We start from the raw sequence: 26,473 nt of genomic DNA on the forward strand, positions 1-26,473 counted from the left end.
GTATCTTTGCGGAAAATTTTCGTCTATGACACCGAAAACGCCTTCAGAATCGAGAACAACCATGACCGATATGGTCCTGCCCAGTGAGACCAATGCCCTCCAGAACCTTTTTGGCGGGGAACTGTTGGCACGTATGGACCGTGCGGCAAGTATTGCCGCTGGCAGGCATAGTAGGAGGATTACGGTAACCGCCTCGGTCAACCATGTCGCCTTTAATTTGGCGGTGCCCTTGGGGAGCGTTGTTACGGTGGAAGCGGCCGTTTCACGGGCCTATACGACATCCATGGAAGTCTATATAGATGTATGGATCGAGGACCGTTACAACGGAAAGAGAACCAAGGCCAATGAGGCCATTTATACCTTTGTGGCGGTGGATGAAACCGGAAAACCTACCGAAGTACCGCCCTTACAACCGGAAACCGATCTGGAAAAGGAACGCTATGCCGGCGCACTGCGTAGAAAACAGTTGAGCTTGGTCTTGGCAGGCAAAATGAAGCCCAACGAGGCTACGGAGCTAAAGGCACTGTTTATTCAGGGGTAGCATCAAATAGCGATAGTTGTGGTTGCTGAAGGGAATTAATAGAACTGGTTTTAAGATTAGTTCTTTGTCGTCGGTAGTTTTTATTTTTTATTTAGTTTCTCGAAGTATTTTTTGCGTAATAGCTTATTGAGGTCTCTTTTTATCGTGTCAGTCTTTGAAATGAGAACAAAATAATCAAAATCCGATTCAGGTTCCTTGAACAAAGAATCTCCAACAGTTAGCTTTTCATGAATGAAAAAAGGGACCTCTTTTTCCCATTTGTTGTCAATTAATATAGGTCTTGTCCGTCCTTTAGTTCTTTCCAAGAGTAAACTCGTTATATTACCTGAATATGAGTCGTTATGGCATTTATAATACTCTTTTTCTAAATAGCTAAGAGAGTTTTGTTGAATTAGTGCAATTGAAATTATCATTAGGAAAATCGGTATAAAAACAATGGCCAGACTTTTTCTTATTGTTCTTTCCTGTTTTTCCAACTCTTTTGATTTTCTATTTTCATATTTCAAATCACCCAAACCGTTTTTATGTGTATAACTTACTTACTTATTCTTCGTTTATTTTTGATTCTCCCCAAAACCCAATAGCGTTTACTATCAGAAAAACCACCAAAGCTGGTAACACCCAACCTAGGCTATACTGTTGTAGGGGTATCCATTCGAGTATTCCCCCTTTGGGAGCCAGGGGGCTTCCAATAGAGGCTAGAAAATCCGGGATACTACAAACAATGGTCGTCCACACGACCGCTTTAAATACTTTTGGAGATGCATATTTTTCGGGAAGGACGTTCAGTAAAATGAGTACAATGGTATTGGGATAGATGATCATCAAGGCCGGTAAGGCCACGGCAATAATGTAGGAAACATCGAACTGCCCCATGACAACTCCCAACAGGCACCCGATAATGGCGGTTATGAAATAGGCTTTTTGGGAATTGTGAAATCTAGAGCGGATAAAATCCGAGGTTCCCGTAACTATGCCCACGGCCGTAGTGAAGCACGCTAAGGCCACAAGGATACTTAGAAACAGATTGCCTATGGAACCCAAGGACAAGGTGGCCATCCCGGATAAAAGTCCGGTGCGGGAGATATCGTCCTCAAAAGAATTATGTACTAGGGCACCTGAAAGGATAAGGCCAGTGTATATCAAAAACAATCCTAGTCCTGCCAGCCAACCGGCGCTACCGATCAGGGCTTTTTTTTCCGCATAGGAAGCCTGCTTTTGGTTGATGTTGATGGAAACGATGATAACCCCTCCCACCACTACGGCCCCAATGGCATCAAAGGTCTGGTAGCCTTCCAGAATGCTGTTCGTGAAAGGGTTCCCAAAAGCGGTATCCGGGAATTGGTATTCAAATGAAAACGTAATAACACCAATAATGGCAATCAGGATCAGTAGGATGGCGGGAGTTAGCAGTTTTCCCACGATGTCCAATATTTTGGAGCGGTTCATTACAAAAACGAATACCAGGGCAAAATAGAGGATGCTGGTAAGCAAGGGTGGAGTCTCAAAGAACGGGGCAATGGCCATTTCATGGGTCACGGAGGCCGTTCTGGGAGAGGGTAGGCTGATGGATATCGCATAGACCACCAAGGAATAGCCCAGGCTAAAGGCGGGCGATACCTTTTTGCCAAAGTCGAAAATAGTGCCTTGCAACCTGGCGTGTGCCAGAATTCCAAGCAAGGGAATCAACACGGCCGAAGCACAAAAACCCAGTGTAACCAACCCCCATAAATCCCCGGATTTAAAACCCAATTGCGGGGGCAAAATGAGGTTGCCCGCACCAAAAAATAGGGAGAACAGGGCAAAGGCCGTGACCCAAGTTGCCTTTGTTCGAAATGTTTTTGGAATCATGATGGGAAGATAGGCCAAAAACGGGAATCACCTTTCCAAAAAACAAGACCTATAAAATTTTAAGGTTGACCACATTTTTGGGCAGGCTCACAACAAATTATGGTTCAGGCGATTAAAAAGTCATACCTTGACAATAATTATTGAAAACAGGACGTTTTCTTAAGGCAACAAACAAAACGACATATAAAACCAGCATTGTTTCCGATTCCCCAAATCGAACCAAATGTGAACCTAAAAATCCTATGGCATGAAAAAACTTTTCTGCATCATTTTTGGACATCACTACGCAGTTTCCAAAAAAGTGACATCCCATATCAAGGAGTACAAATGTATCCACTGCAACAAAGAGGTCACCACGGACGTAAGTGGTAACTTATCTATTTTAACCCCAGAATTGCAGGATATTAATAAAACCTTGGAACGTATTTACCAATATAGACACAGCGAACATCAGGTAGCCTAATCCTGAAGCGAAAATATAGCCGGTTTTGGAACCTTAGTTTTCAAAACCCCACAGAATTCCTGGAAATTAAGTACGCATTTTTAATCTTACCTGTCGTATGCCCCACAACGGTTAAGGAAAGAACAGCGCTTTTTTTTCAGGATTTTTTTATTGGGAATGAAACGAATTCCAACCCTGTGCCTTCAAAGGAATCAACGTTTCCGCATGGGTTACGAGATTCGCTCCTTGCGATTTGTCCGTCATATGGCCTATGACCGTTAGGTGGGGATTTCCCTTTATTTTTGGAAAATCGGCCTGGTCAATGGTAAACAGAAGTTCATAGTCCTCACCCCCGCTCAAGGCGATCATGGTACCGTCCATCTTAAATTCCTCACAGGTAGAAATGACCGTAGGGTCCAGTGGAATTTTATTTTCGTAGAGGGCACATCCTACACCGCTATTTTTACATAAATGCAATATTTCCGAGGAAAGGCCATCGCTTATGTCGATCATGGAGGTAGGTTTCACCTCCAATTTGGCCAATAGTTCAACGATATCCTTTCGGGCTTCGGGTTTTAGTTGGCGTTCCACGATATAGGAATACGGCTCCAGATCCGGCTGGTTGTTCGGGTTTACCTTAAAGACTTCCTTCTCTCGTTCCAAAACTTGCAGTCCCATGTAGGCACCGCCCAGATCGCCGGTAACCACCAATAGGTCGTTTTCCTTGGCCCCGGAGCGGTAGGCTATGCTTTCTTTCGATGCTTCGCCAAGGGCCGTCACACTGATCAACATGCCCGTTTTGGACGAAGTGGTATCGCCACCGATCATATCCACGCCATAGGTCTCACAGGCCAATTGGATGCCAGCGTAGAATTCTTCCAAGGCTTCCAAGGGAAATCTGTTTGAGACCGCTAGGGAAACCGTAATCTGGGTTGCTTTGGCGTTCATGGCATAGATGTCGGACAGGTTTACCATGACCGATTTATATCCCAAATGTTTCAAGGGCATGTAGCTAAGGTCAAAGTGCACGCCTTCCACCAGTAAATCCGTAGAAAGCACCACTTTTTTATCCTTAAAATCAAGTACTGCGGCATCGTCGCCAACGCCTTTGATCGTTGAAGGATGTTTTATTGTAAAATGTTGGGTCAGGTGATCGATCAGGCCAAACTCGCCCAATTTTTCCAAGGAGGTTCTTTCTTTGTTCTTGTCTTCTAGCATTTTGCAAAAGTAAACAGGATATTTTATATCGTATATTTACGAATGGGATAATTTTATACCTATGAGGTTTGCACTATTGATCATTGCGATTACGGTATTGTCCGCCTGTTCCAAGGAGGACGAAGGGCCCGTGGACGGACAAGGAAACATCCAGCAGCCTGTGGAAACCTCTTTCACACCTTGCGAAAACGGATTGGCCGGGGAGTATCCTTGCAAGGGGTACGATTTGTTGGGACACATGGCCGTGGCCGATTTTAACGCTCAGGAAGCCAACGATATTTGGGGCTGGACGGATGCTTCCACAGGTAAGGAATACGCCTTGATGGGACTGGACAATGGAACCGCTTTTATCGATATTACCGATACCGAAAGCCTGGTTTATTTGGGCAAGTTGCCCACCGCTACCGTTGCAAGTCCCTGGAGGGATATCAAAGTCATGGGGAATTTCGCCTACATTGTGGCGGAAGCATCGGGGCACGGCGTACAGGTTTTTGACCTTACCAAATTGCGCGATACGGGAGGAATTCCCAAGGTGTTTGAAGCTGATGGCCGTTACACTGGTATCGGAAATGCCCATAATATCGTCATCAATGAAAATTCAGGATTTGCCTACCCTGTAGGTACGGATCGAAACGATGCCTTTAACGGAGGCGTCCACTTTCTGGACCTCACAACCCCAACGGAGCCCTTGGCTGCCGGAGGCTGGGGGACGAATGGCTATACCCATGATGCCCAGGTGGTTACCTATAACGGTCCAGATACCGATTACTCCGGTGCGGAACTATTTGTTGGGGCCAATGAGACGCAGATTGTGTTGGTTGATATAACGGACAAAGGGAATCCCGTGGAAATCGCTACGCTTCCCTATCCGAATATCGGCTATACCCACCAGGGCTGGTTTACGGAAGACCAGCGTTATTTTATTTTGGGCGATGAGCTGGATGAGATCAATTCGGGTTTTAGGTCTCGCACCTTGATTTTTGACATGTCGGACCTGGACAATCCCGTGTTGCATGATACATATCTGGGACCAACAAGTGCCATTGACCATAACGGTTATGTGATGGGGGATGAATTCTTTTTGGCCAACTACACGGCCGGGGTGCGGGTTTTGGATATTTCAGATGTGGATGCCAGAAATATTTCAGAGGTGGGTTTCTTTGACACTTATCCTCTGGACGATGAAACTAAATTTGACGGGGTTTGGAGTGTATACCCCTACTTTGAAAGCGGTAAAATTGTGGTAAGCGATATCAGTAATGGCTTTTTCGTTATCAAAAAATCCGAGTAGTCTATGTCCAGATACCTTTGTTACCTAGGTGCCCTTTTGATTTTTTCCTGTTCCACGGATCTGGGCAACGAACCGTTGTCCGTATCTGAAAGCAATTTTGAGGGGAAAGTGGAATACATTAAAAATTTTGGCGGAAGTGGCGAGGATACCGGTCAGGCCATCATACAGACTTCCGATGGTGGTTATGCCATTTTGGGCTTTACCAATAGCGTGGATGGCGGTATTTTGGACAAGGAATTGGAGGTAAACGATTATTGGCTTTTGAAGTTGGATGCCAATGGAAACCTGCAATGGAACAAGACCTATGGCGGTTCCAAGGATGACCGGGGCCAGAGCTTGGTCCAGACTTTTGATGGAGGCTTTGCCCTCACCGGATACGCCATGAGCGATGACGGGGACGGTTCCGTAAACAAGGGTTTTCATGATAATTGGATTTTGAAGCTTAATGCTTCGGGTGAAGTTGAATGGGAAAAAAGTTTCGGATTTTCGGGGCATGACCATTCCTACGATATTCTACAAACCGCCGATGGAGGCTTCTTTTTTACCGGTTTTTTGGATATCACTTCCGCCCGGGCGGATGGAAATACCGAAAAGTTCAATACCCTTACCCGTCATGGTGTGGGCGAGTTCTGGGGCACCAAAATTGATGATAAAGGCTCGTTGCAATGGCGGAGATACTTTGGGGGCACCAACAATGATAGGTCCCACGCGGTTGTGCCTTCGGAGGATGGCGGATTTGTAATGGCCGGTTTTTCTGAAAGTGATGATTTTGACATCAGCAGTACCCGGGGGAGTTATGATTTTTGGCTGGTGAAGGTGGACGCTTTGGGGAATTTTGTTTGGGAACGCTCTTTTGGGGGAACGGGTATAGAAATTTCCTATGACATTGCCAATACCTTGGATGGTGGCTATGTAGTTGCCGGGAATACCTTTAGTACCGATGGCGACATTGGAGAGAATAAAGGCGAATCAGATATTTGGTTGGTCAAGGTCGATGCTTCCGGAAAACTGGTTTGGGAACGTACCTACGGCGGCAGCGGTTTTGATGCGGCGCAGGCCGTAATTGCCAGTAAGGATGGAGGTTATTATGTATTGGGCAACTCCAAAAGCACCGATCAGGACGCGACGGAAAACGCAGGGGAGAACGATATTTGGCTTATCAAGACCGATGGGTCCGGTAATTTGGTTTGGCAAAAATCCTTTGGAGGATCCAGTATCGATTTTGGTTTCGATTTGGTAGAAAGTGCGGACGGGAGCATTGTGTTGGTGGGGGAGACCATCAGTCCGGATTTTCTTGAAATTTCCAACAAGGGAAAATCGGATTTGGTCCTTGTCAAACTTCGATAATCCAGGACCTTGAACACATAGAGAATACCTATAGTTTTATACGTTATAATAATGTTATGCTCTATTGTAAATAGGTGGCAATGAAGTATATTTGTAGACTATTTATAATTAATCCATTTTAAGATATGATACAAGTATCGGAAACGGCAAAAAAGAAGGTGATTACCCTCATGGAAGAAGAGGGTTTTGACGCTTCTAAGGATTTTGTTAGGGTGGGTGTGAAGAGCGGTGGCTGCAGTGGACTGTCCTACGAGCTCAATTTTGACAACAAAATGGATGAAACGGACAAGGTTTTTGAGGATAACGATGTCCGTATCATTGTGGACAAAAAGAGTTTCCTATATTTAGTGGGTACAACCTTGGATTACTCCGGGGGTCTCAATGGTAAGGGCTTCGTCTTTAACAACCCCAATGCGCAACGTACCTGTGGTTGTGGCGAAAGCTTTTCACTGTGATTTGAAAATTTGATAATTAGCCAATTGAATGAATTTTCAAATTGGCAAATTGAAAGGATATGGCATATACTGAAGAAGAATTAAAAAAGGAACTTGAAACCAAGGAATACGAATATGGTTTCTATACGGATATAGAATCGGATACCCTTCCCGTGGGTCTTAATGAGGAAATTATTATTGCGATTTCCAAAAAGAAGGACGAGCCGGACTGGATGACCCAATGGCGTTTGGACGCCTATAGGGCATGGCTAGAGATGGAGGAGCCGGAATGGGCGAACGTCCGTTATAAAAAACCTGATTTCCAAGCTATTTCCTACTATTCGGCCCCCAACAAAAAGCCTAAATACAATAGTTTGGACGAGGTAGATCCAGAGTTGTTGGAAACCTTCAAAAAGTTGGGGATTTCCATTGACGAACAGAAGAAATTGGCCGGTGTGGCTGTGGATATCGTGATGGATTCCGTATCCGTAGCGACAACCTTCAAAAAGACCTTGGCCGAAAAAGGTATAATTTTTTGCTCCATTTCAGAAGCGATACAAGAGCATCCAGAATTGGTCAAGAAGTACATGGGAACCGTGGTTCCAAAGAAAGATAATTTCTACGCCGCTTTGAATTCTGCCGTGTTTTCGGATGGTAGCTTTTGTTATATCCCCAAAGGGGTTAAATGCCCCATGGAACTTTCCACCTATTTCAGGATCAATCAAGCCGGTACGGGTCAGTTCGAAAGGACTTTGGTCATCGCCGATGAGGGAAGTTATGTTAGTTATCTGGAAGGTTGTACCGCGCCATCAAGGGATGAAAATCAATTGCACGCGGCCGTGGTGGAGCTTATCGCTTTGGACAACGCCGAAATTAAATACTCAACGGTACAAAACTGGTTCCCTGGTGATAAGGAAGGTAAGGGGGGTGTTTTCAACTTCGTTACAAAACGAGGACTTTGCGAGAAGAACGCCAAGATTTCCTGGACCCAAGTGGAAACGGGGTCGGCAGTTACTTGGAAATATCCATCCTGTGTATTGAAAGGGGATAACTCCATAGGGGAATTTTATTCCATTGCGGTCACCAACAACTTTCAACAGGCGGATACAGGTACCAAAATGGTCCATTTGGGCAAGAATACTAAGAGTACCATCATTTCCAAAGGGATTTCCGCAGGTAAATCACAGAATAGTTATAGAGGTCTGGTACAGATCAACAGCCGTGCGGACAATGCTCGGAATTTTTCGCAGTGCGATTCCCTGTTGATGGGCAACGAGTGTGGGGCACATACGTTCCCCTACATCGAGGCGAAGAACAAGTCGGCCCAAATTGAGCATGAGGCAACCACTAGTAAAATTGGGGAAGACCAGATTTTTTATTGTAACCAAAGGGGAATCGATACGGAAAAGGCAATTGCCCTGATTGTAAACGGATTCAGTAAGGAAGTTCTTAACAAATTACCTATGGAGTTTGCGGTAGAGGCACAAAAATTATTGGAAATAAGTTTGGAAGGTTCCGTTGGTTAGAATCGTACGCATTCCATCCATTCCGACTTTTCTGCGATGGAATAAGTCTATTTAATAGATGTGTACAGTTTATTTGAAATCGAATTGAACAATAGAAATACACTAATCAAATTACATTAAAATGAAGAGATACATACTTCTTTCCTTGGTCGCCATGGTGGCATTTTCATGCAAGGAGATAAAAAAGGAAGAAAAAACGGAGGTTGTTGAAGAAGTAGCCCCAGAAATAAAGCTGTATACCTTGGATGGAGGTACCATCATGGTAAACAATCTTCAATTATTTTCACAGGATACTACCTACCAGGGCCAAACAAAGGAGTTCGCGGATCCCTTCTATGTTGTGGTACATCCCAAAGGAACCTTGATGTGGGATGCCGGCCTTCCGGAAATGTTGGTAGGACAACCTGCTTATACAGACGATGCCGGGGCATTTACCGTATCTAGACAGGATAGTGTTGTAAACCAATTGAAGAAAATTGGATTAACACCAGATGACATCGATTATATAGCACTTTCCCATACCCATTTTGATCATAGCGGTCATGCCAATGCCATTAAAAATGCCACATGGTTGGTACAAGGTCCGGAATATGATTTTGTCACCAGCGAAGATGTCAAGAATAGTGGTGAAGGCATCTATGAGGCGATACAGCAATTGGATAAGATTAAGAAACTAGAAGGTGATTATGATGTTTTCGGCGATGGAAGTGTCATTATAAAATCCATGCCCGGCCATACACCAGGGCATCAGGTCCTGTTTCTGGACCTGCCGGAAAACGGACCCACACTATTGTCTGGAGATTTATATCATCTATACGAAAATAGGGAGCACAGACGAGTCCCTAGCTTTAACTATGATGTGGAAGAAACACTGGCAAGCATGGAAGATTTTGAAACATTTGTAAAGGAAATGGGCGCTAAGGTGTACGTACAACATCAAAAGGACGATTTTAATAAAATGCCAAAGGCACCTGAATTTTTAAAGTAACAGACTATGTTGAAAATTAAAAACCTGCATGCGCAGGTAGATGACAAGGAGATATTAAAGGGAATAAACCTGGAAATAAAGGCCGGCGAGGTCCATGCGATCATGGGGCCCAATGGTTCTGGGAAAAGTACCTTGGCAGAAGTAATAGCCGGTAAGGAAGAGTTTGAGGTCACTGAAGGATCCGTGGAATTGGACGGTGAGGATTTGGAGGATGTGGCTCCGGAGGAAAGGGCGCATAAGGGAATCTTTCTTTCCTTTCAATATCCCGTGGAAATTCCTGGCGTATCGGTTACCAATTTCATGAAGACTGCTATTAACGAATCCAGAAAGGCAAAGGGCTTGGAAGATATGCCAGCGAACGAGATGCTGAAATTGATCCGTGAGAAATCGGAATTGTTGGAAATAGACCGCAAGTTTTTGTCCCGCTCCTTGAACGAAGGATTTTCAGGAGGGGAGAAGAAACGAAATGAGATTTTTCAAATGGCCATGTTGGAGCCAAAAGTGGCAATTTTGGACGAAACCGATTCCGGATTGGACATTGATGCGTTGCGAATAGTGGCAAACGGGGTTAACAAATTAAAAAGTAAGGACAACGCGGTATTGGTTATCACCCATTATCAAAGATTGTTGGATTACATCGTGCCCGATTTTGTCCATGTTTTGCACGATGGTAAAATCGTAAAGTCCGGAGGCAAGGAATTGGCCCTGGAACTGGAGGAAAAGGGATACGATTGGTTAAAGCAGGAAGCTGCCATTTAAGGTAAAAAGTACAAGGTATTAAGTACGAGGTGGGAAATATCAAAAACTAACCACTTTATACTAACTACTCAATACTAAAAAATATGGATTTAAAAGATAAATTGATTTCTTCCTTTATGGCGTTCGAGAACAACGTGGATGTGGAGCATCCCGTTCACGACGTACGTACGGAAGCTATAAAGAATTTTGAAAAAAAAGGTTTTCCCACCAAAAAGGAGGAAGCGTGGAAATACACATCCTTGAACAGTCTTCAGAAAATAGACTTTAGCATCTTCCCAAAAGAGGAGAATGCCTTGGAGTATAAGGATGTCAAAAAATATTTTCTGCACGAGATAGACACCTATAAAATCGTGTTTATCGACGGAATCTATAGTTCCTACCTTTCGGAGACCACCCATGACGGTGTGGACATTTGTTTGATGAGCGCAGCGTTGACAAAACCCATGTACCAGCCCGTAATCGATGTTTACTTTAACAAAGTAGCATCCAAGGATGAATCATTGACAACCTTGAACACGGCATTCAGTAGGGAAGGGGCCTACATTTACATTCCCAAGAACAAAATGCCAAGGAAACCTATAGAAATCCTACATTTTGCCACTGGGAACGAGGCTTCTTTGATGTTACAGCCCAGAAATCTGATCATTGTGGAGGAGAATGCCGAAGTGCAGATTATTGAACGGCACCAAAGCTTAACAGGCAATGAAGTATTGACCAATTCCGTGACTGAAATTTTTGCAGCGGAAAACGGTATAGTGGACTATTATAAAATTCAGAACGATGCACCAACGGCTTCTTTAATCGATAATACCTATATCGACCAAAAGGATAAGAGTGTGGTAAGGGTGCATACCTTTTCTTTCGGAGGGAAATTGACACGAAATAACCTGAATTTCTATCAGAATGGGGAGTACATAGACTCCACTATGAAAGGCGTTACCATTTTGGGCGATAAACAACATGTGGACCACCATACTTTGGTACACCATATAGAGCCCAATTGCGAAAGCCATCAGGATTATAAAGGGATTTATGGAGACAGTTCCACTGGGGTCTTCAATGGTAAGATCATAGTGGATAAAATTGCCCAGAAGACCAATGCTTTCCAACAGAACAACAATATTTTGGTCAGTGATAAGGCGACCATCAATACCAAACCGCAATTGGAGATTTTTGCCGATGACGTAAAATGCTCCCACGGATGTACCATTGGGCAATTGGATGAAGATGCCTTGTTCTATCTACAGACTCGTGGAATACCCCAAAAAGAGGCACGTGCCCTATTGATGTACGCCTTTGCGAACAACGTATTGGCAACGGTTCGGATTCCGGAACTCAAAACACGGATCAATAAATTAATAGCGAATAAATTAGGGGTGAACCTAGGGTTCGACTTATAGAAGTGCTATGAAACATACTAATAGATATTTAAGGGCCATTATTACAATGGCCCTTTTTTTATTGTCAGACCTAGGTGTAAAGGCACAAGAGGCACATTTTGGGTTAAAAGGGGGACTCAATTATTCTTCCATTGTAGGTGACCTTACGGATGGGCTAAAGTTTAGATTTTCAGGTCACGGTGGCATTTTTATGGAAATTGATTTCTCCGATACATTTAAGTTGCAGCCAGAGCTTATGTATTCATCCCAGGGATTTCAATATAGTACGGATCTGGCCGCCATCCAGACAAATGGTGCTGTTGGCGAAGAGAACGATTTTAGAACCAACGTTCAATTAAACTTCATTACGATACCTATTTTGGGAAAGTTTGCGCTAAATGACCGTATAGACCTGGAGTTTGGACCTCAATTTGGATTTTTGCTCAATCAGGTAACAAAAATCAAGGATTTGGACCAGAATATAAATGCAGAAAGAAGGGCTGTGATTTCTGGGGATTTTCAATTGGATTATGGCGCGGCTGTGGGACTAGGACTTATATTAAACAACAATTTCTCCATATCCCCAAGGTTTTATATCGGGCTTCGAAATAGGTTGAATGCCTTGCAAGGAGCACAGAACTATAACGCTTCCATACAATTATCGTTGAATTATTTATTTAAGTGATTTGCAATATAAAATTGGAGTTTTTCTAGTAATCTAAGGTTAATGTGAAATAGTCTTTAGTCAAAATGTAAGGTTTTATCCGCATGATTGCAAAGGGGATAAACATATTTATAAGTCCGAATGGGTTTTAGCTTTTTATTAATAAACTTTCAAATCTTCAAATACCCTATATGTCTTGGCTATCGGGTATCTTTGTATATCAATACATCGATATGTTGGATATAAATAAGATACGCGAAGATTTTCCCATCCTAAAGAGAAAGGTCAATGACAGGCCTTTGGTGTATTTGGACAATGCGGCGACCTCGCAGACTCCAAAACAGGTCATTGAAGCCATCGTGGATTATTATGAAAACTACAATGCCAACATCCACAGAGGCGTTCACACCCTTTCACAGGAGGCAACGGATAAGTACGAGCAGGCCAGAATAAAAATCCAGAAGCATTTTAATGCGGCCAAACCCTATGAAATAATTTTTACCTCGGGAACAACGCATAGCATCAACTTGGTCGCTAACGGGTTTGCTGCGTTATTGGAAGACGGCGATGAAATCATAGTCTCTGCCATGGAGCATCATTCCAACATTGTGCCATGGCAAATGTTGTGCGAGCGAACAGGGACCATTTTGAAGGTTATTCCAATGAACATGGAAGGGGATTTGATGATGGAGGAATATGAAAAAATGTTGTCCAACAAAACCAAAGTGGTCTTTTGTAACCATGTATCGAATGCCTTGGGAACCATTAATCCTATAGATGAAATAATTAAGAAGGCCCATGGTGTGGGTGCCGCAGTATTGATAGACGGTGCACAGGCCGCACCCCATATTGTCGCCGATATGCAAGCGTTGGATGTGGATTTCTATACCTGCTCCGCCCACAAAATATGCGGCCCTACCGGAGTAGGTATGCTTTATGGTAAAGAGGAATGGTTGAATAAACTACCGCCCTATCAAGGGGGTGGGGAAATGATTGCCGAAGTGACCTTCGAAAAAACCACCTATGCCGATCTCCCCCATAAGTTTGAAGCAGGCACCCCAAATATTTGTGGAGGCATCGCTTTTGGTGCGGCACTGGATTACATGCACCAAATAGGATTTAAGAATATAGCGGAATATGAGGCCGATTTACTGGCCTATGCCACCAGTGAGCTTCTGAAAATAGAGGGACTCAAAATATATGGTACGGCACAACGCAAGACCTCGGTCATCTCCTTCAATATCGAGGGGGTACATCCCTATGATATTGGCACTATTTTGGACAAATTGGGCATCGCCGTACGAACCGGTCATCATTGTGCCCAACCCATCATGGATTTTTATAAAATTCCGGGTACGGTAAGGGCCAGCTTTAGTTTTTATAATACTATGGCCGAAGTAGATACTTTGGTCGAAGGTATACAAAGGGCCCGAAACATGTTGTTGTAAGGCAATTTGTTAGAGTAAGACTAAACTTTTGATTACCAAGAATTCCTATTGTATTTTTGTAGAAAACAATACATGCAGATAAAAGAAATACAGGAAGAAATTATAGACGAGTTTTCCATGTTTGATGACTGGATGCAGCGTTATGAATATATGATAGAATTGGGCAAGTCGTTACCTTTGATTGAAGATGCCTATAAGACCGATGACAATATCATCAAAGGTTGCCAGAGTAAGGTGTGGGTGCATGCAGAATTGCAGGATGATAAATTGGTGTTCACAGCGGACAGCGATGCCATTATCACCAAAGGAATCATCGCCATTTTGATACGTGCATTCAGCAACCAAAAACCTAAGGATATCATTGAGGCTGACACCGATTTTATAGATAAAATAGGACTTAAGGAACATTTATCGCCCACAAGGGCCAACGGACTGGTGAGTATGATCAAGCAGTTGAAACTCTATGCAGTGGCCTATCAAACCCAAATAAAGTAATAGATATGAACGAAGAAGTAGTAGGAACGGATACCTCAGAATTGGGGGAGAAAATCGTAAAGGTGCTCAAGACCATTTACGATCCTGAGATTCCTGTGGATATATATGAATTGGGACTAATTTATGATGTACTGGTCAATGAGGACAACGAGGTTAAAATATTGATGACCTTGACTTCCCCCAACTGTCCGGTTGCCGAAACACTTCCAGTGGAGGTGGAGGAAAAGGTAAAATCCTTGGATGCCATCAAGGACGCCGAGGTAGAGATTACCTTCGACCCTCCATGGACCCAAGATTTGATGAGCGAAGAGGCTAAGTTGGAACTGGGATTGTTATAAATTTCGGCCAAATAAGGAATGGTATGGCAGAGGAAATCATCAATCGGGTCGCTAACAGCAAACTGTTCACTTTCAACCTGGAAGACCATTATCCTACCGGTGAACGGAAACTTTTGGACATAAAGTACTGGTTGTACGAAGGCATTATTCTGAGGGAAAAAGAGTTTAGGACAGCTCTGGAGGAGTATGATTGGAGCCAATACCAGGACTGTTATGTGGCGCTAACTTGTTCCAGTGATGCCATTGTGCCCGGATGGGCGTTTATGTTGATTACGACCAAATTACAACCGATCGCCAAAAGAATTGTACAGGGTTCACTGGAGGATTTGGAGACCGCACTTTACTACGATGTCATAAATACTTTGGACCTTTCCCCATACCAAGATATGCCTATAATTGTAAAGGGTTGTAGTAAAAGACCGGTTCCCCCGAACGCCTACATTTTTTTGACACAAAAACTGCAGAAAGTGGCCAAGTCCATCATGTACGGGGAAGCCTGTTCTTCTGTACCCCTTTTCAAGCGTAAATAATCAGTCAATTTCTATATCTAAAAAGTGACTATTCGTAAATTTGGTGTCTAATTGAAATAAACACTAAATCATGAAAAACACTTTCTTAGTTACATTCCTTCTTTTGGGATGCGCTTTTGGATTTGCACAGACCGAAGCGGAATTAAAAGCGGAGATGGCCCCTAAAAAGGATTCCATTGCCGCTATTCAGGGTAGGGTAGACGCCATTCAGGCAAAAATTGACGCACTTCCGGGCTGGAAAAAAGGTGCTTTTGGTACCATAGGAGCCAACTTGACCAATTTCAACAACTGGTATGCCCAAGGTTCTCCCAACAACTCTTCCGGAAATATTGGTGTTACCGTAAACGGATTCGCAAACCTAAAGCAGGAGAAGTTTTTTTGGAGAAACTCCATGAACGTAAATCTTGCCTGGGTTAAGTTCGATGACAAGGATGACCCCAGCGATGATGACAGCTTCAGACAGGCATCGGACGTATTTACTATTTCCTCCTTGTACGGTCAAAAATTGAGCGAAAAATTCGCCATATCCGGTTTGGTCGAGTACAGAACCACCTTATTGAGCAATTTCAACGATCCTGGATATTTGGATTTGGGAGTTGGTGCTACATGGACCCCAATTACGGATTTGGTAGTGGTCATCCATCCCTTGAACTACAACTTTGTGTTTAGCAAGAACGACGCTGTTTTTGAGTCTTCTTTGGGAGCCAAGATCGTGGCGGATTACACCAGAAAAATAGGTGCCGTTAACTTTAAGACCAATCTTTCTATGTTCCAAAGCTACAAAAGCGGTGACTTGTCCAATTACACATGGATCAATTCCTTTGGCTATACGCTTTGGAATGGTATTGGACTCGGTTTTGAGTTCGGTCTAAGGAATAACAAGCAAGAGGCCCTAAACTATGCCTTGAACCAAACACCGGCAACGGCTACTTCCTTTGATGACGTGGAGAACGATCTACAGACGTATGTGCTGTTTGGTCTTAACTACGCTTTCTAAGAAAAGACTAGTATTATTAAAATAAAAAGCCCTCCTTTTTAGGAGGGCTTTTTGGTTAAGTAGGTATCGTAAAACTTGGGGTTTTTACTTTTAGCTTAAGAAGTTAAATACTGATTTGGGGTCAACACTATCACTTAAACACAGAGTAAAGGTACGGCCTAGATTCAATTTGTACCGCATTTATGTTGTGAACCCAATCCAAAATGTGGTGTAAAATATGAGAGGTTTGATTTGATCGATGAACGACACCAAAGTCTTTAAATGACTATTGGTATTCGTCCAAATTCTCCGGATAAAGAAAATTATTGTAGGGAAAACGTGTCACATGTATGTCCCTGACCTCCTGGTACACCCGTTTTCTGAATTCATCCAGATTTTCTTTATTTAAGGCGGAAATGAACAAGGCCCTATCGCCCACTTTTTCCATCCAAGTGCGTTTCCATTCCTCAATGGTAAAATGTCTGGAGGTTTTTTCGGTCATGAGATCATCTTCGGCAATAACCTCATTCGTATATTGATCAATTTTATTAAAGACCATAATGGTCTTTTTCTCGGAGCTTTTGATATCCGTAAGGATTTCGTTGACCGAATGGATATGTTCCTCAAATTGGGGATGGGAAATGTCAACGATATGCAGTAGAAGGTCGGCCTCACGTACCTCGTCCAAAGTACTTTTAAAGCTTTCTACCAGTTGGGTAGGGAGTTTGCGAATGAACCCTACGGTGTCGCTTAGTAAAAAGGGAAGATTGCCCAATACCACTTTTCTAACTGTGGTATCCAACGTGGCAAAAAGTTTATTTTCCGCAAAAACCTCGCTTTTGCTGATGACGTTCATTAGGGTGGATTTGCCTACATTGGTATATCCTACCAAAGCGACACGCACCAAGGAGCCTCGGTTCCCTCGTTGGGTCTCCATTTGTCGGTCAATCTTTTCGAGTTTCTTTTTGAGCAAGGTGATTCGGTCGCGGACGATACGTCTATCCGTCTCAATTTCCGTTTCACCCGGACCTCGCATCCCGATACCCCCTTTTTGCCTTTCCAAGTGGGTCCACAGACCGGTGAGGCGGGGCAATAGATATTCATACTGTGCCAACTCTACCTGCGTTCTTGCATAACTGGTTTGAGCCCGTTGGGCAAAGATGTCCAAAATAAGGCTGGTACGGTCTATAATTTTGCACCGCAATTGTTTTTCTATGTTCCGCTGTTGGGCAGGGCTAAGCTCATCGTCAAAAATGACGGAACCAATTTCGTTTTCTTCCACAAAACGTTCTACCTCTTCCATTTTCCCGCTGCCAATAAGTGTTTTTGGATTTGGGACGTCCACTTTTTGGACAAAACGTTTTATGACCTCCCCACCCGCCGTGTAGGTAAGGAACTCCAATTCATCTAGATACTCCGTTACTTTCTCTTCGTTTTGTTCCCTATTGATGATTCCAATAAGGACTGCCTTTTCGTACTCTATGGTCTTCTTCTCTAACATATATATGTAAAGTGCAAAATTACGGAAAACCGCCTATGCTATTTTAGTAATTTTATGGCCCCTTAAAAAAAGGACATGCGATTTCCATTCTTCAAAAAGAAAACTTCCAAACATTTATATACCATTGCCTTCTACAATTTGGAGAATCTTTTTGACCCTAAGAACAATGTCCGTACGTTGGATGAAGATTTTACCCCGGACGGATATAAGAACTGGACCCAGAAGAAGTATCGCAAGAAATTATCCGGTCTAGCCAAGACCATATTTGGCATAGGACAATTCGCAAATCCATATCCACCCGTAATAGTAGGCGTTGCCGAAGTTGAGAATCGCTCTGTCTTAAAGGACCTGATTGAAACGGAGCCTCTAGAGGATGTGGATTATGATTTTGTACACTATGAATCTCCCGATGAACGGGGAATCGACACAGGGCTCATTTACCGCAAAAAATATTTTAAGGTGCTCACCTCAGGAGCAATTCCACTTATAATCAGCAATCCAGATGGAGAACGTGATACTACCAGAGATATACTCTATGTCTGCGGACTACTGAACGGCGAGAAAATACACCTGTTCGTAAACCATTGGCCTCCAAGAAGGGAGGGTGTGGAAAGCACCGGATATAAGAGAATTGCCGCAGCCGAGGTTATAAAAAGAAAGATGGTCGCTATTCAAAGGGATGAAACCGACCCTAAGTATATCGTAATGGGCGATTTCAATGACGACCCCTCGTCCAGTAGCATCCAGTCCCTTTTACAAAATACGGGGTTGCACAACCCGATGGAAAGCCTTCATATACCCAAATCCCGGGGTAGCGCCAGTTATAAAAAAACCTGGAGTCTTTTTGACCAAATACTACTCTCCCATAGATTCTATAAATATGAAAAGGGAAGCCATAGTTTTGACACCGCCAATATCTTTGACCAAGATTATCTAAAGGAACTAAAGGGAAAATATAAGGGTAATCCTTTTAGGACCTTTGTAGGAAGGAAATACCTGGGCGGTTATAGCGATCATTTTCCCGTATATATCGTTTTAAAGTTGAACAAGTAAAAAGAAGGAATAACCTTACAAACATCAAAAAAAGATACTTTCACAACACCCTTTTTAAAACTACTATGTAGTTCATCGAATTTATGGATGTACCGAATTTCCCGATTCGAGTCATTCAATAATATTGTAGTCCAAATCTTACATAATTTATTTGTGTTATGGACTATAGATATTATTTTTTCCATAGGGGCGTAAAGATTTCGCTTCTCTTTTTTCTTGTTTTTGGAAGCCTACGAATGGCTGCGCAATCAAAGGAATTTAAGTCCTTAATTAAGCAGGAATATGATTTTTCCAAATTTGGTTCCATGCAAGTTGACCTTGAATTCGATTATGAAGACAATAGGTCCAAGATTTTGGCTATGGCCAAAGCGAATAAACTGAAAATAAAAGAGGTTTTGCCCGACGGTAAAAAGGTGGAATTACAGGAAATTGGTCAGGATGGAAGCCCCATTTATTATGAAACTTATGCAGATAATGCCAGCCAAGCTTCCAGGGCTTCTGCACTGCATAGCAATGGACTATTAAATTTGGATCTGGACGGTTTGGGAATGCAGGTAGGGGTTTGGGATGCGGGAGTTGCGCTGACCTCCCACCAAGAATTTGATGATCGGGCAATTATTTATGACGAAAGCACCGAAATCGATGCGCATGCCACCATGGTCACGGGAAGTTTGATTTCCTCAGGGATAAAAAGGGATGCCCAGGGAGTTGCCTATAGGGCCCATGTGCTTTCCCATGACTGGACTCGGGACAAGATTGAGGTTGCGTCTGCCGCTGCAAACGGTCTATTGTTATCCAATCATTCCTACGGCATAAAATCGGACCGAGTACCGGATTGGTATTTTGGTTCCTATATCAAGGTAGCCCAGGACTGGGACAATATCATGTTCAACGCCCCCTACTATCTTATGGTAACGGCGGCGGGGAATGCACGGCATAGTGGGGATAACGAATTCCCTATTTTTGGAAATAGTGAAGATGGTTTCGATTTGCTCTTGGGATTTACCGTGGCCAAAAACGGGATTACTGTGGCGGGATCCAATACTAGAATCGATACAAGGGGAAACTTAAAAGAAGCATCGGTATCGTCCTATAGCAGCTATGGCCCAGTAGACGATGGAAGAATAAAACCGGATTTGGCCGGAGACGGATCTTCCATTGTTTCAACCGATGCGAAAGGAGATACCAGCTATGATGTATCCTCGGGTACTTCCATGGCAACACCAGGCGTCACAGGTGCCCTATTGTTACTGCAACAGTATAACGAACAACTTTATGGCTCTTATTTAAAGGCCGCCACCCTAAAAGGCTTGGCTTTGCATACCGCGGATGATGTGGATGCTCCGGGTCCGGATTATAAGATGGGATGGGGCGTGATGAATGCGAAAAAGGCTGCAGAGCTATTGTTTCAAAAGGATTTTAGTACGCATGTTTCGGAAAGTACCTTGGCATCGGGAGAAACATTTGAATTTACGATTAAGGCAACTGCTGGCGAGACACTTACGGCTTCCATTTCATGGACCGATCCTGCATCGGAATATATAAATCGGGGAACGTTGAACGATGGTACACCCGCACTCGTGAACGATTTGGACATCAGAATAACCCAAAACGGAAGAACCTTTCTTCCTTGGATGTTGAATCCCAAAAACCCAAATGCTTCAGCTGAACAAGGCGATAATGCGGTAGATCCATTTGAGAAAATTGAAATACCCAATGCTCAAGGCACGTATACCATAGTTGTTTCCCATAAAGAAGGGTTATTGCAGGATGAGCAGGACTTTTCCTTGATAGTTTCGGGGGCTTCCTTTACAGAATGTAGTTTGGAGGCACCCGTGGGATTGGCACTGGCAAACGCACTTGAAAAAGAAATTTCCTTGGAATGGGACGAAATTGCGGATGGTCTCTATGAAATCCAGTACAGAAACGAAAAGGATGATGCATGGATTTCAGACTTTACCACGACCCATTCAAAGGCCCTATCAGGTTTGGTTCAGAACGAAGCCTACATAGTGCGGGTTAGGACCTTTTGCTCCCAAAATATGGCCTCGGAATTTGGCATGGAATACAGGTTTACCTTCGAAGGAACCAACACCATGGTAGGGCCCTTGGATGTATTCCAGACTCTAAGTACGGACCAAGGCATCAACTTTTCCGTATATCCCAATCCTGCAATAAACCAAATAAGCCTTCTGACCGAATTAAGTGATTCAGCAATGTATCGAATTATCTCTTCTGCCGGAATAGAATTAAAAGTAGGTCAGGTAAACAATGGGCCTATTCAGGTGGCCGATCTTGCCACCGGAATGTACATCCTTCAAGTTAAGGATGGTGACACATACAAAAGTACCAAATTCTATAAAAATTAAGTTTTTAATTCGTCCCGTATTCCCCCGGAACCAATTCATTTTTCCTATTATTCGGACCCGACATGCCAAATGCACGTCGGGTCTTTTTTCTAGATATCTGGAAAACCTCCTACATAGACAAAATCGATATTGAAATAAGTCAAAACAAGAAAATAGCTATTCATTTCAGGCCCTAATTTGGTACCTTTACCAGTACTGGAACTTAAAAACTTAAACACAATGGATACTAGTAAAAATCTCCATGGAGAAGCATGGGACGTGAACGATTCAGAAGCCGCCGCTTGCCCATTTTTGAACGGGCAAATGAACCAATCTGCAGGCGGAGGAACCACTAACAGGGATTGGTGGCCCAATATGTTGAACCTGAACATTTTGAGGCTGCATTCTTCCAAGTCGGACCCCATGGATCCTGACTTCAACTATGCCGAGGAATTCAAAAAACTGGATTTGGCGGCCATCAAAAAGGATTTGACCGATCTAATGACCGATAGTCAGGATTGGTGGCCGGCGGATTATGGACACTATGGACCATTTTTCATTAGAATGACCTGGCACGCAGCCGGTACCTATAGAATATCTGATGGACGTGGAGGGGGAAGTACAGGAAACCAGCGTTTTGCACCTTTGAACAGTTGGCCGGATAACGCAAACTTGGATAAGGCCAGATTGTTATTATGGCCCATCAAACAAAAATATGGAAAGCAGATTTCCTGGGCAGACTTGTTAATTTTGGCCGGAAATGTTGCCCACGAGTCCATGGGACTTAAAATGTTTGGCTTTGGTGGTGGTCGTGAGGATATTTGGCAGCCGGAAGAGGACATTTATTGGGGTTCCGAGACCGAATGGTTGGGCAATAAGGAGCGGTATGATTCTGATGGCAACAAACTGGAAAATCCGTTGGGAGCTGCCCACATGGGACTTATTTATGTGAATCCGGAAGGGCACAATGCCAATCCAGATCCGATGGAAGCGGCACATTATATCCGTGAAACCTTTGGTAGAATGGCGATGGACGATTATGAGACTGTAGCCTTGATTGCTGGGGGACATACATTTGGTAAAACGCACGGTGCTGCCAAGGATTCCGAATTTTTGGAGCCAGAACCAGCTGGTGCGGACATCACCATGCAGAGTATGGGATGGAAAAACAACTTCAATAGTGGTGTAGGTGCGGATACGATTACTAGTGGACTGGAAGGTGCTTGGAGCCAGACTCCTACAAAGTGGAGCCATAATTACTTTAAAAACCTATTTGGGTTTGAGTGGGAATTGACAAAAAGTCCCGCAGGGGCATGGCAGTACAAGCCCGTAGGCGATGCTGGTGCAGGTACCGTTCCAGATGCGCATATTGAAGGGAAGACCCATCAACCTTTTATGTTGGTGACGGATATGTCCTTACGTATGGACCCTGCTTACGAAAAGATATCCAGACACTTTTTGGAAAATCCGGATGAGTTTGCGGATGCCTATGCAAGAGCGTGGTTTAAATTAACGCACAGGGACATGGGGCCGTTGGATAGATATTTAGGGCCCGAAGTTCCAGAAGAGGTTCTTTTATGGCAAGATCCCGTTCCTGCGGTAGACCATGAGTTGGTAAATGATTCCGATATCGCTGAATTGAAGAAAAACATTTTGGCTTCTGGATTGTCATTGTCCAGTATGGTTTCAGCCGCGTGGGGAGCAGCTTCTATTTACAGGGATTCTGATAAAAGAGGTGGTGCCAATGGCGGACGTATCCGTTTGGCTCCACAGAAGAACTGGAAAGCCAACAATCCAACCCAACTGGCAGAGGTCATCGATACCTTGGAGCGTATCCAAAAAGAATTCAACGATGCCCAATCTGGAAACAAAAAAGTTTCCTTTGCAGACTTGGTTGTATTGGCTGGAACCGCTGCCGTAGAAAAGGCGGCGCACAATGCCGGTCATGAAGTAACCGTGCCATTCGCTCCAGGAAGAACGGATGCATCCCAAGAAAATACCGATGTTGAGGCATTCGAAGCCTTGGAACCATTGGCTGATGGATTCAGGAACTTTACCAAAGGAAAGTATTCCGTTAAAGGCGAGGAATTGTTGGTGGACAGGGCGAATCTATTGACCCTTACACCGCCCGAAATGACGGTATTGGTAGGAGGTATGCGTGCTTTAGGTGCAAATTCTGACGGTTCCAATCACGGTATTTTTACCGATAAGAAGGACCAGCTGACCAATGATTTCTTCGTAAACTTATTGAATATGGGAACTACTTGGAAGTCTATTTCGGATGATGATTCCCTGTTTGAAGGAACCGACCGTAAAACGGGTGCCAAGAAGTGGACAGGTACGCGTGTGGATTTGATTTTTGGATCTAACTCGGAATTGAGGGCCCTAGCTGAGGTATATGCCACCTCCGATGCCAAAGAGAAGTTTGTAAAGGACTTTGTAAAGGCATGGACCAAAGTGATGAACTTGGACAGGTTTGACTTGAAAAAGTAATTCAGACTAACTCAATTATTTATTTAATAGGGCAGCCGATCGGCTGCCCTGTTTTATTTGCAAAAGTTAGAATTTAATAAATTACACCCATATCAATCCAACCGATGTTTACTGATTTAAATATCGTTCGTAAGCCAGATTACGGTGTCTTATTTTGACATTGAGAAGGATTTAAAAAATAAGCAAACCACCAAATACCAACAAGCAACTTTCCTCTTTGGGGGTTAGGGGGCCTTACACCTTCCTTATCTGATAATCCTCCAACAGCGGCTCGTTTCGTAATCTTAAGAAGACTTGGGCGGTGGTAACCACATCCAACTCACAATATTCAATGATGCGGTCCAGGTTTTTCTCTTCGTAGAAGACGTCCCGCACCATACTGCCATCAATGTCTTCCTTAGGTGAGGAGATTCCTAAAATATTGGCCATTAGTTTTAAGGAGGTATAATGTTTGTAATCCCCAAATTTCCAAAGGTCCATGGTATCCAAATGGGGCACTTCCCAGGGTTTCTTTCCAAAAAGGTCCAGTTTCCAAGGTAGGGAGATACCATTAATGATCATCCGGCGGGCGATATAGGGAAAATCGAACTCCTTACCATTGTGGGCGCAGAGGAGGTGTTTGGCTTCGCTGAAATGCCCGTTCAAAAGGTTTTTGAAATCCTTTAAAAGTTTGGATTCATCCCCGTGAAACGTGGTAACCCTAAATTGGAAGGTTTCGCCCTGCATTTTAAAATACCCTACGGAAATACAGATGATTTTGCCAAACTCTGCCCAAATACCGGCCCGATCATAAAATTCCTCGGCGGTAAACTCTTCCTTTCGTTGGTATTTGGATTTTTGCTCCCAGAGTTCTTGTTTCGCGTCGTCCAATTCTTGGAACTGTTCTTTTTCCGGGACGGTTTCGATATCCAAAAATAGGATGTGTTCCAAATTCAGTTTGTGTAACATACTCTGGCATAACGGTTAGCCCTTCCAAGTTAGGATAATATTTTAATTTCAATAAGATTAATCTTATCAAAGAGGTAAAATTTAGGGAACCGACCAAGTAGTCTTTTTTAGGTTTAGAAAAAATTAATACGATATGGTAAAAATAGATTTACATCCAATTCAATCGGTGTTTTACCTTGAAATAGAAATTATTACTTGAATGAAAATAGCTAATAGACCGATTGGTTTGTAAAATTTAAAAAAGTGTCTGCTGTTTAACAGGGTTTTCATGTTCCAGTAGCCATTTTTTACGGTGTAGGCCGCCGGCGTAGCCGGTAAGGGAACCATCACTACCAATGACCCTATGACATGGAACCACGATCCACAAGGGATTTTTTCCATTTGCTGAGGCCACGGCCCTAATGGCCTTTACATCGCCCAAGGTTTTGCTCAAGTCCAAGTAGGTAACCGTCTTACCATAGGGAATATCCTGCAAGGCCTTCCAAACGGATTTTTGAAAATCGGTTCCGGATGGGTTCAGGGACAAATCGAATTGTGTTCTTGAGCCTTCAAAGTATTCCTTTAATTGATAGGCGGCTTCTTCCAGGTCTGGAGGAATGATATCGGTAAGTGTTTCATCGGTATCCAAAACAGTGATGGAGTTGAGTCCGTTTTCATCCCCTTCCAACTTTGCAATTCCCAAAGGCGTATGGATAAAGGCAGTTTCCATGTATGGTTAGTCTTCTTTTTCTTTTGTAGCATCCTCCGCAACGGGATTCTTTTCAATCACGCCACTTTGTTTGGCCCTGTTTTCCCAATTTTTACGGGCCAACAATTGCAGGTCGGCCACATTATCGCTCTCGTCCATGATTTCAAGCCCTAGAAGGGTCTCAATAACGTCTTCCATGGTCACTAGTCCACTTACGGAACCGTATTCGTCCATTACCAATGCAATGTGCTCCCGCTTGTTTACGAACGTATCGAACAGTTTTGGAATGGGAGTATCGCGCTTAGTCAAAAGAATGTCACGCTTTATCTCTACCAAGGGCAATTCCCCGTTTTTATGGATGATTTCCTCGTACACATTATCCTTAAGGACGAAACCGGTAATGTTGTCCACCTTTTCCTCAAAAATTGGTATTCTGGAAAAGCGCAACTTTGGGTTTTCCTCAAAAAAGGACTGGATGGTTTGATTGGAGGAAGCAATTTTCATCACGGCCCTGGGTGTCATAATATCCTTCACTTGAACTTCTTCAAAACGTAACAGGTTTTTAATGATGGTCGATTCCGACTTTTGAAAGACACCTTCTTCATGCGCCATATCCGTCATGGCGGTAAAATCCTCCCTGCTCAGTACACTGCCATGATGGCCCTTGCCCCCGACCAATTTGGTGAAGAGTTGTAACAACCAAAGCAAACCGGTGTATTTTAGAACAAGCACCATGGCCTTTAGCGCCTTTGCGGTAAAATTGGCGAGTTGCTTCCAATAGGTAGCACCAATTGTCTTAGGTATGATTTCTGAGGCGACCAATATCAAAATGGTCATAATGGTAGAGACTACACCTACCATAAGATCCTCGGTAAATTCAATCCCGGCTATGGAACGGGTGGTACTTCCATACATTTCCACATAGGCTACTTTTGCCTGAACACCCACCAAAATGGCACCAACTGTATGGGCAACGGTATTTAGGGTAAGTATGGCAATGAGGGGTTTGTCCACATCCTGTTTTAGTTCTTCTAGCGATATCGCATAGGTTTTTCCTTCCCTTTTTTTAACGTTCACAAAAGTTGGGGTGATACTCAACAGTACAGCTTCCAGAATGGAGCACAGAAATGAGAAAAAAATGGATATAACAGCGTAAAAAATGAGCAATCCCATACAATAGTTTTGAGAGCCTAAGATACCAATTTAATCCTGTTG

The 26,473-nt window shown here is 43.4% G+C and carries 25 protein-coding genes; 18 read left to right on the forward strand and 7 right to left on the reverse strand.

What is annotated here, in order from left to right; genetic code table 11:
- The first annotated feature begins 25 nt into the window (after positions 1-25).
- On the forward strand, positions 26-541 hold the full coding sequence (locus ACZ41C_RS07735; RefSeq protein WP_138256556.1) for an acyl-CoA thioesterase: 516 nt from the start codon (positions 26-28) through the stop codon (positions 539-541).
- An 80-nt stretch (positions 542-621) separates the two neighbouring features.
- Here the strand turns inward: ACZ41C_RS07735 and ACZ41C_RS07740 are convergent, their stop codons facing one another.
- Positions 622-1,047, reverse strand: a complete 426-nt coding sequence (locus ACZ41C_RS07740) for a hypothetical protein (RefSeq protein WP_138256555.1) — start codon at positions 1,045-1,047, stop codon at positions 622-624.
- 37 nt (positions 1,048-1,084) lie between these two features.
- Positions 1,085-2,392, reverse strand: coding sequence for a branched-chain amino acid transport system II carrier protein (gene brnQ, locus ACZ41C_RS07745; protein ID WP_464565352.1), 1,308 nt, complete (start codon positions 2,390-2,392; stop codon positions 1,085-1,087).
- Between the two features lie 247 nt (positions 2,393-2,639).
- Between brnQ and ACZ41C_RS07750 the strand changes: the two genes are divergently transcribed.
- A complete protein-coding gene (locus ACZ41C_RS07750) occupies positions 2,640-2,855 on the forward strand; it encodes a hypothetical protein (protein ID WP_138256553.1) in 216 nt (71 codons plus the stop codon).
- 147 nt (positions 2,856-3,002) lie between these two features.
- Here ACZ41C_RS07750 and thiL read toward each other — a convergent pair whose 3' ends face one another.
- Positions 3,003-4,052 (reverse strand): thiamine-phosphate kinase, encoded by a 1,050-nt coding sequence (gene thiL, locus ACZ41C_RS07755; protein ID WP_464565355.1) that lies wholly within the window; start codon positions 4,050-4,052, stop codon positions 3,003-3,005.
- Between the two features lie 61 nt (positions 4,053-4,113).
- On the opposite strand from thiL, the gene ACZ41C_RS07760 reads away from it, so the two are divergent.
- The 13 genes from ACZ41C_RS07760 to ACZ41C_RS07820 all read left to right on the forward strand — a co-directional run bounded on the left by ACZ41C_RS07760 (position 4,114) and on the right by ACZ41C_RS07820 (position 16,248).
- Complete coding sequence (locus ACZ41C_RS07760) at positions 4,114-5,343, forward strand: choice-of-anchor B family protein (protein WP_138256551.1); 1,230 nt, start codon at positions 4,114-4,116, stop codon at positions 5,341-5,343.
- A gap of 3 nt (positions 5,344-5,346) precedes the next feature.
- Complete coding sequence (locus ACZ41C_RS07765; protein ID WP_464565358.1) at positions 5,347-6,690, forward strand: hypothetical protein; 1,344 nt, start codon at positions 5,347-5,349, stop codon at positions 6,688-6,690.
- Positions 6,691-6,815: 125 nt separating this feature from the next.
- A complete protein-coding gene (locus ACZ41C_RS07770; protein WP_464565360.1) occupies positions 6,816-7,145 on the forward strand; it encodes a HesB/IscA family protein in 330 nt (109 codons plus the stop codon).
- Positions 7,146-7,204: 59 nt separating this feature from the next.
- Positions 7,205-8,650, forward strand: a complete 1,446-nt coding sequence (gene sufB / locus ACZ41C_RS07775; RefSeq protein ID WP_138256548.1) for a Fe-S cluster assembly protein SufB — start codon at positions 7,205-7,207, stop codon at positions 8,648-8,650.
- Between the two features lie 121 nt (positions 8,651-8,771).
- The gene (locus ACZ41C_RS07780; RefSeq protein WP_138256547.1) at positions 8,772-9,638 is read left to right on the forward strand and encodes an N-acyl homoserine lactonase family protein; all 867 of its coding nucleotides are present in this window, start codon (positions 8,772-8,774) and stop codon (positions 9,636-9,638) included.
- A 6-nt stretch (positions 9,639-9,644) separates the two neighbouring features.
- Positions 9,645-10,397, forward strand: coding sequence for a Fe-S cluster assembly ATPase SufC (sufC, locus tag ACZ41C_RS07785; RefSeq protein WP_154917636.1), 753 nt, complete (start codon positions 9,645-9,647; stop codon positions 10,395-10,397).
- An 83-nt stretch (positions 10,398-10,480) separates the two neighbouring features.
- Positions 10,481-11,797: a Fe-S cluster assembly protein SufD gene (sufD, locus tag ACZ41C_RS07790; RefSeq protein WP_138256545.1), complete on the forward strand. Its 1,317-nt coding sequence runs from the start codon at positions 10,481-10,483 to the stop codon at positions 11,795-11,797.
- Between the two features lie 7 nt (positions 11,798-11,804).
- Complete coding sequence (locus ACZ41C_RS07795) at positions 11,805-12,461, forward strand: porin family protein (protein WP_464565363.1); 657 nt, start codon at positions 11,805-11,807, stop codon at positions 12,459-12,461.
- A 212-nt stretch (positions 12,462-12,673) separates the two neighbouring features.
- On the forward strand, positions 12,674-13,888 hold the full coding sequence (locus ACZ41C_RS07800; protein WP_464565731.1) for an aminotransferase class V-fold PLP-dependent enzyme: 1,215 nt from the start codon (positions 12,674-12,676) through the stop codon (positions 13,886-13,888).
- 72 nt (positions 13,889-13,960) lie between these two features.
- Positions 13,961-14,383 carry a SufE family protein gene (locus ACZ41C_RS07805; RefSeq protein ID WP_154917634.1) on the forward strand — a complete coding sequence of 141 codons (423 nt, stop codon included), beginning with the start codon at positions 13,961-13,963 and terminating at the stop codon, positions 14,381-14,383.
- A gap of 5 nt (positions 14,384-14,388) precedes the next feature.
- Entirely contained in the window at positions 14,389-14,721 is a 333-nt protein-coding gene (locus ACZ41C_RS07810) for an SUF system Fe-S cluster assembly protein (protein WP_138256542.1), read from the forward strand.
- Between the two features lie 23 nt (positions 14,722-14,744).
- Positions 14,745-15,251 carry a DUF2480 family protein gene (locus ACZ41C_RS07815; protein WP_138256541.1) on the forward strand — a complete coding sequence of 169 codons (507 nt, stop codon included), beginning with the start codon at positions 14,745-14,747 and terminating at the stop codon, positions 15,249-15,251.
- Positions 15,252-15,321: 70 nt separating this feature from the next.
- Positions 15,322-16,248 carry a DUF3078 domain-containing protein gene (locus ACZ41C_RS07820; protein WP_464565366.1) on the forward strand — a complete coding sequence of 309 codons (927 nt, stop codon included), beginning with the start codon at positions 15,322-15,324 and terminating at the stop codon, positions 16,246-16,248.
- Between the two features lie 265 nt (positions 16,249-16,513).
- Here the strand turns inward: ACZ41C_RS07820 and hflX are convergent, their stop codons facing one another.
- On the reverse strand, positions 16,514-17,728 hold the full coding sequence (gene hflX / locus ACZ41C_RS07825) for a GTPase HflX (RefSeq protein WP_138256539.1): 1,215 nt from the start codon (positions 17,726-17,728) through the stop codon (positions 16,514-16,516).
- Between the two features lie 75 nt (positions 17,729-17,803).
- Between hflX and ACZ41C_RS07830 the strand changes: the two genes are divergently transcribed.
- The 3 genes from ACZ41C_RS07830 to katG all read left to right on the forward strand — a co-directional run bounded on the left by ACZ41C_RS07830 (position 17,804) and on the right by katG (position 23,622).
- Complete coding sequence (locus ACZ41C_RS07830) at positions 17,804-18,781, forward strand: endonuclease/exonuclease/phosphatase family protein (RefSeq protein WP_464565369.1); 978 nt, start codon at positions 17,804-17,806, stop codon at positions 18,779-18,781.
- 158 nt (positions 18,782-18,939) lie between these two features.
- Positions 18,940-21,150, forward strand: a complete 2,211-nt coding sequence (locus ACZ41C_RS07835) for a S8 family serine peptidase (RefSeq protein WP_464565371.1) — start codon at positions 18,940-18,942, stop codon at positions 21,148-21,150.
- Positions 21,151-21,369: 219 nt separating this feature from the next.
- Positions 21,370-23,622 (forward strand): catalase/peroxidase HPI, encoded by a 2,253-nt coding sequence (gene katG, locus ACZ41C_RS07840; protein ID WP_464565373.1) that lies wholly within the window; start codon positions 21,370-21,372, stop codon positions 23,620-23,622.
- Positions 23,623-23,856: 234 nt separating this feature from the next.
- On the opposite strand, the gene ACZ41C_RS07845 is transcribed toward katG, so the two are convergent.
- From ACZ41C_RS07845 to ACZ41C_RS07855, 3 genes are all read right to left on the reverse strand, one after another.
- On the reverse strand, positions 23,857-24,570 hold the full coding sequence (locus ACZ41C_RS07845; RefSeq protein WP_464565375.1) for a 3'-5' exonuclease: 714 nt from the start codon (positions 24,568-24,570) through the stop codon (positions 23,857-23,859).
- Positions 24,571-24,805: 235 nt separating this feature from the next.
- Entirely contained in the window at positions 24,806-25,279 is a 474-nt protein-coding gene (locus tag ACZ41C_RS07850) for a methylated-DNA--[protein]-cysteine S-methyltransferase (protein WP_464565377.1), read from the reverse strand.
- A gap of 6 nt (positions 25,280-25,285) precedes the next feature.
- Positions 25,286-26,431 (reverse strand): CNNM domain-containing protein, encoded by a 1,146-nt coding sequence (locus tag ACZ41C_RS07855; protein ID WP_464565379.1) that lies wholly within the window; start codon positions 26,429-26,431, stop codon positions 25,286-25,288.
- Positions 26,432-26,473 lie beyond the last annotated feature (42 nt).

The organism is Maribacter sp. C-4077, from assembly GCF_055378385.1.

What these genes read in the sequence shown, in the direction of transcription:
- sufB (WP_138256548.1), top strand. Translation starts at nt 7,205, where the DNA reads ATGGCATATACTGAAGAAGAATTAAAAAAGGAACTTGAAACCAAGGAA.
- ACZ41C_RS07800 (WP_464565731.1), top strand. Translation starts at nt 12,674, where the DNA reads ATGTTGGATATAAATAAGATACGCGAAGATTTTCCCATCCTAAAGAGA.
- ACZ41C_RS07830 (WP_464565369.1), top strand. Translation starts at nt 17,804, where the DNA reads ATGCGATTTCCATTCTTCAAAAAGAAAACTTCCAAACATTTATATACC.
- ACZ41C_RS07820 (WP_464565366.1), top strand. Translation starts at nt 15,322, where the DNA reads ATGAAAAACACTTTCTTAGTTACATTCCTTCTTTTGGGATGCGCTTTT.
- ACZ41C_RS07810 (WP_138256542.1), top strand. Translation starts at nt 14,389, where the DNA reads ATGAACGAAGAAGTAGTAGGAACGGATACCTCAGAATTGGGGGAGAAA.
- ACZ41C_RS07835 (WP_464565371.1), top strand. Translation starts at nt 18,940, where the DNA reads ATGGACTATAGATATTATTTTTTCCATAGGGGCGTAAAGATTTCGCTT.
- ACZ41C_RS07765 (WP_464565358.1), top strand. Translation starts at nt 5,347, where the DNA reads ATGTCCAGATACCTTTGTTACCTAGGTGCCCTTTTGATTTTTTCCTGT.
- katG (WP_464565373.1), top strand. Translation starts at nt 21,370, where the DNA reads ATGGATACTAGTAAAAATCTCCATGGAGAAGCATGGGACGTGAACGAT.
- hflX (WP_138256539.1), bottom strand. Translation starts at nt 17,728, where the DNA reads ATGTTAGAGAAGAAGACCATAGAGTACGAAAAGGCAGTCCTTATTGGA.
- ACZ41C_RS07770 (WP_464565360.1), top strand. Translation starts at nt 6,816, where the DNA reads ATGATACAAGTATCGGAAACGGCAAAAAAGAAGGTGATTACCCTCATG.
- ACZ41C_RS07855 (WP_464565379.1), bottom strand. Translation starts at nt 26,431, where the DNA reads ATGGGATTGCTCATTTTTTACGCTGTTATATCCATTTTTTTCTCATTT.
- ACZ41C_RS07815 (WP_138256541.1), top strand. Translation starts at nt 14,745, where the DNA reads ATGGCAGAGGAAATCATCAATCGGGTCGCTAACAGCAAACTGTTCACT.
- thiL (WP_464565355.1), bottom strand. Translation starts at nt 4,052, where the DNA reads ATGCTAGAAGACAAGAACAAAGAAAGAACCTCCTTGGAAAAATTGGGC.
- ACZ41C_RS07750 (WP_138256553.1), top strand. Translation starts at nt 2,640, where the DNA reads ATGAAAAAACTTTTCTGCATCATTTTTGGACATCACTACGCAGTTTCC.
- sufD (WP_138256545.1), top strand. Translation starts at nt 10,481, where the DNA reads ATGGATTTAAAAGATAAATTGATTTCTTCCTTTATGGCGTTCGAGAAC.
- ACZ41C_RS07850 (WP_464565377.1), bottom strand. Translation starts at nt 25,279, where the DNA reads ATGGAAACTGCCTTTATCCATACGCCTTTGGGAATTGCAAAGTTGGAA.
- ACZ41C_RS07760 (WP_138256551.1), top strand. Translation starts at nt 4,114, where the DNA reads ATGAGGTTTGCACTATTGATCATTGCGATTACGGTATTGTCCGCCTGT.
- ACZ41C_RS07780 (WP_138256547.1), top strand. Translation starts at nt 8,772, where the DNA reads ATGAAGAGATACATACTTCTTTCCTTGGTCGCCATGGTGGCATTTTCA.
- sufC (WP_154917636.1), top strand. Translation starts at nt 9,645, where the DNA reads ATGTTGAAAATTAAAAACCTGCATGCGCAGGTAGATGACAAGGAGATA.
- brnQ (WP_464565352.1), bottom strand. Translation starts at nt 2,392, where the DNA reads ATGATTCCAAAAACATTTCGAACAAAGGCAACTTGGGTCACGGCCTTT.
- ACZ41C_RS07735 (WP_138256556.1), top strand. Translation starts at nt 26, where the DNA reads ATGACACCGAAAACGCCTTCAGAATCGAGAACAACCATGACCGATATG.
- ACZ41C_RS07805 (WP_154917634.1), top strand. Translation starts at nt 13,961, where the DNA reads ATGCAGATAAAAGAAATACAGGAAGAAATTATAGACGAGTTTTCCATG.
- ACZ41C_RS07845 (WP_464565375.1), bottom strand. Translation starts at nt 24,570, where the DNA reads ATGTTACACAAACTGAATTTGGAACACATCCTATTTTTGGATATCGAA.
- ACZ41C_RS07795 (WP_464565363.1), top strand. Translation starts at nt 11,805, where the DNA reads ATGAAACATACTAATAGATATTTAAGGGCCATTATTACAATGGCCCTT.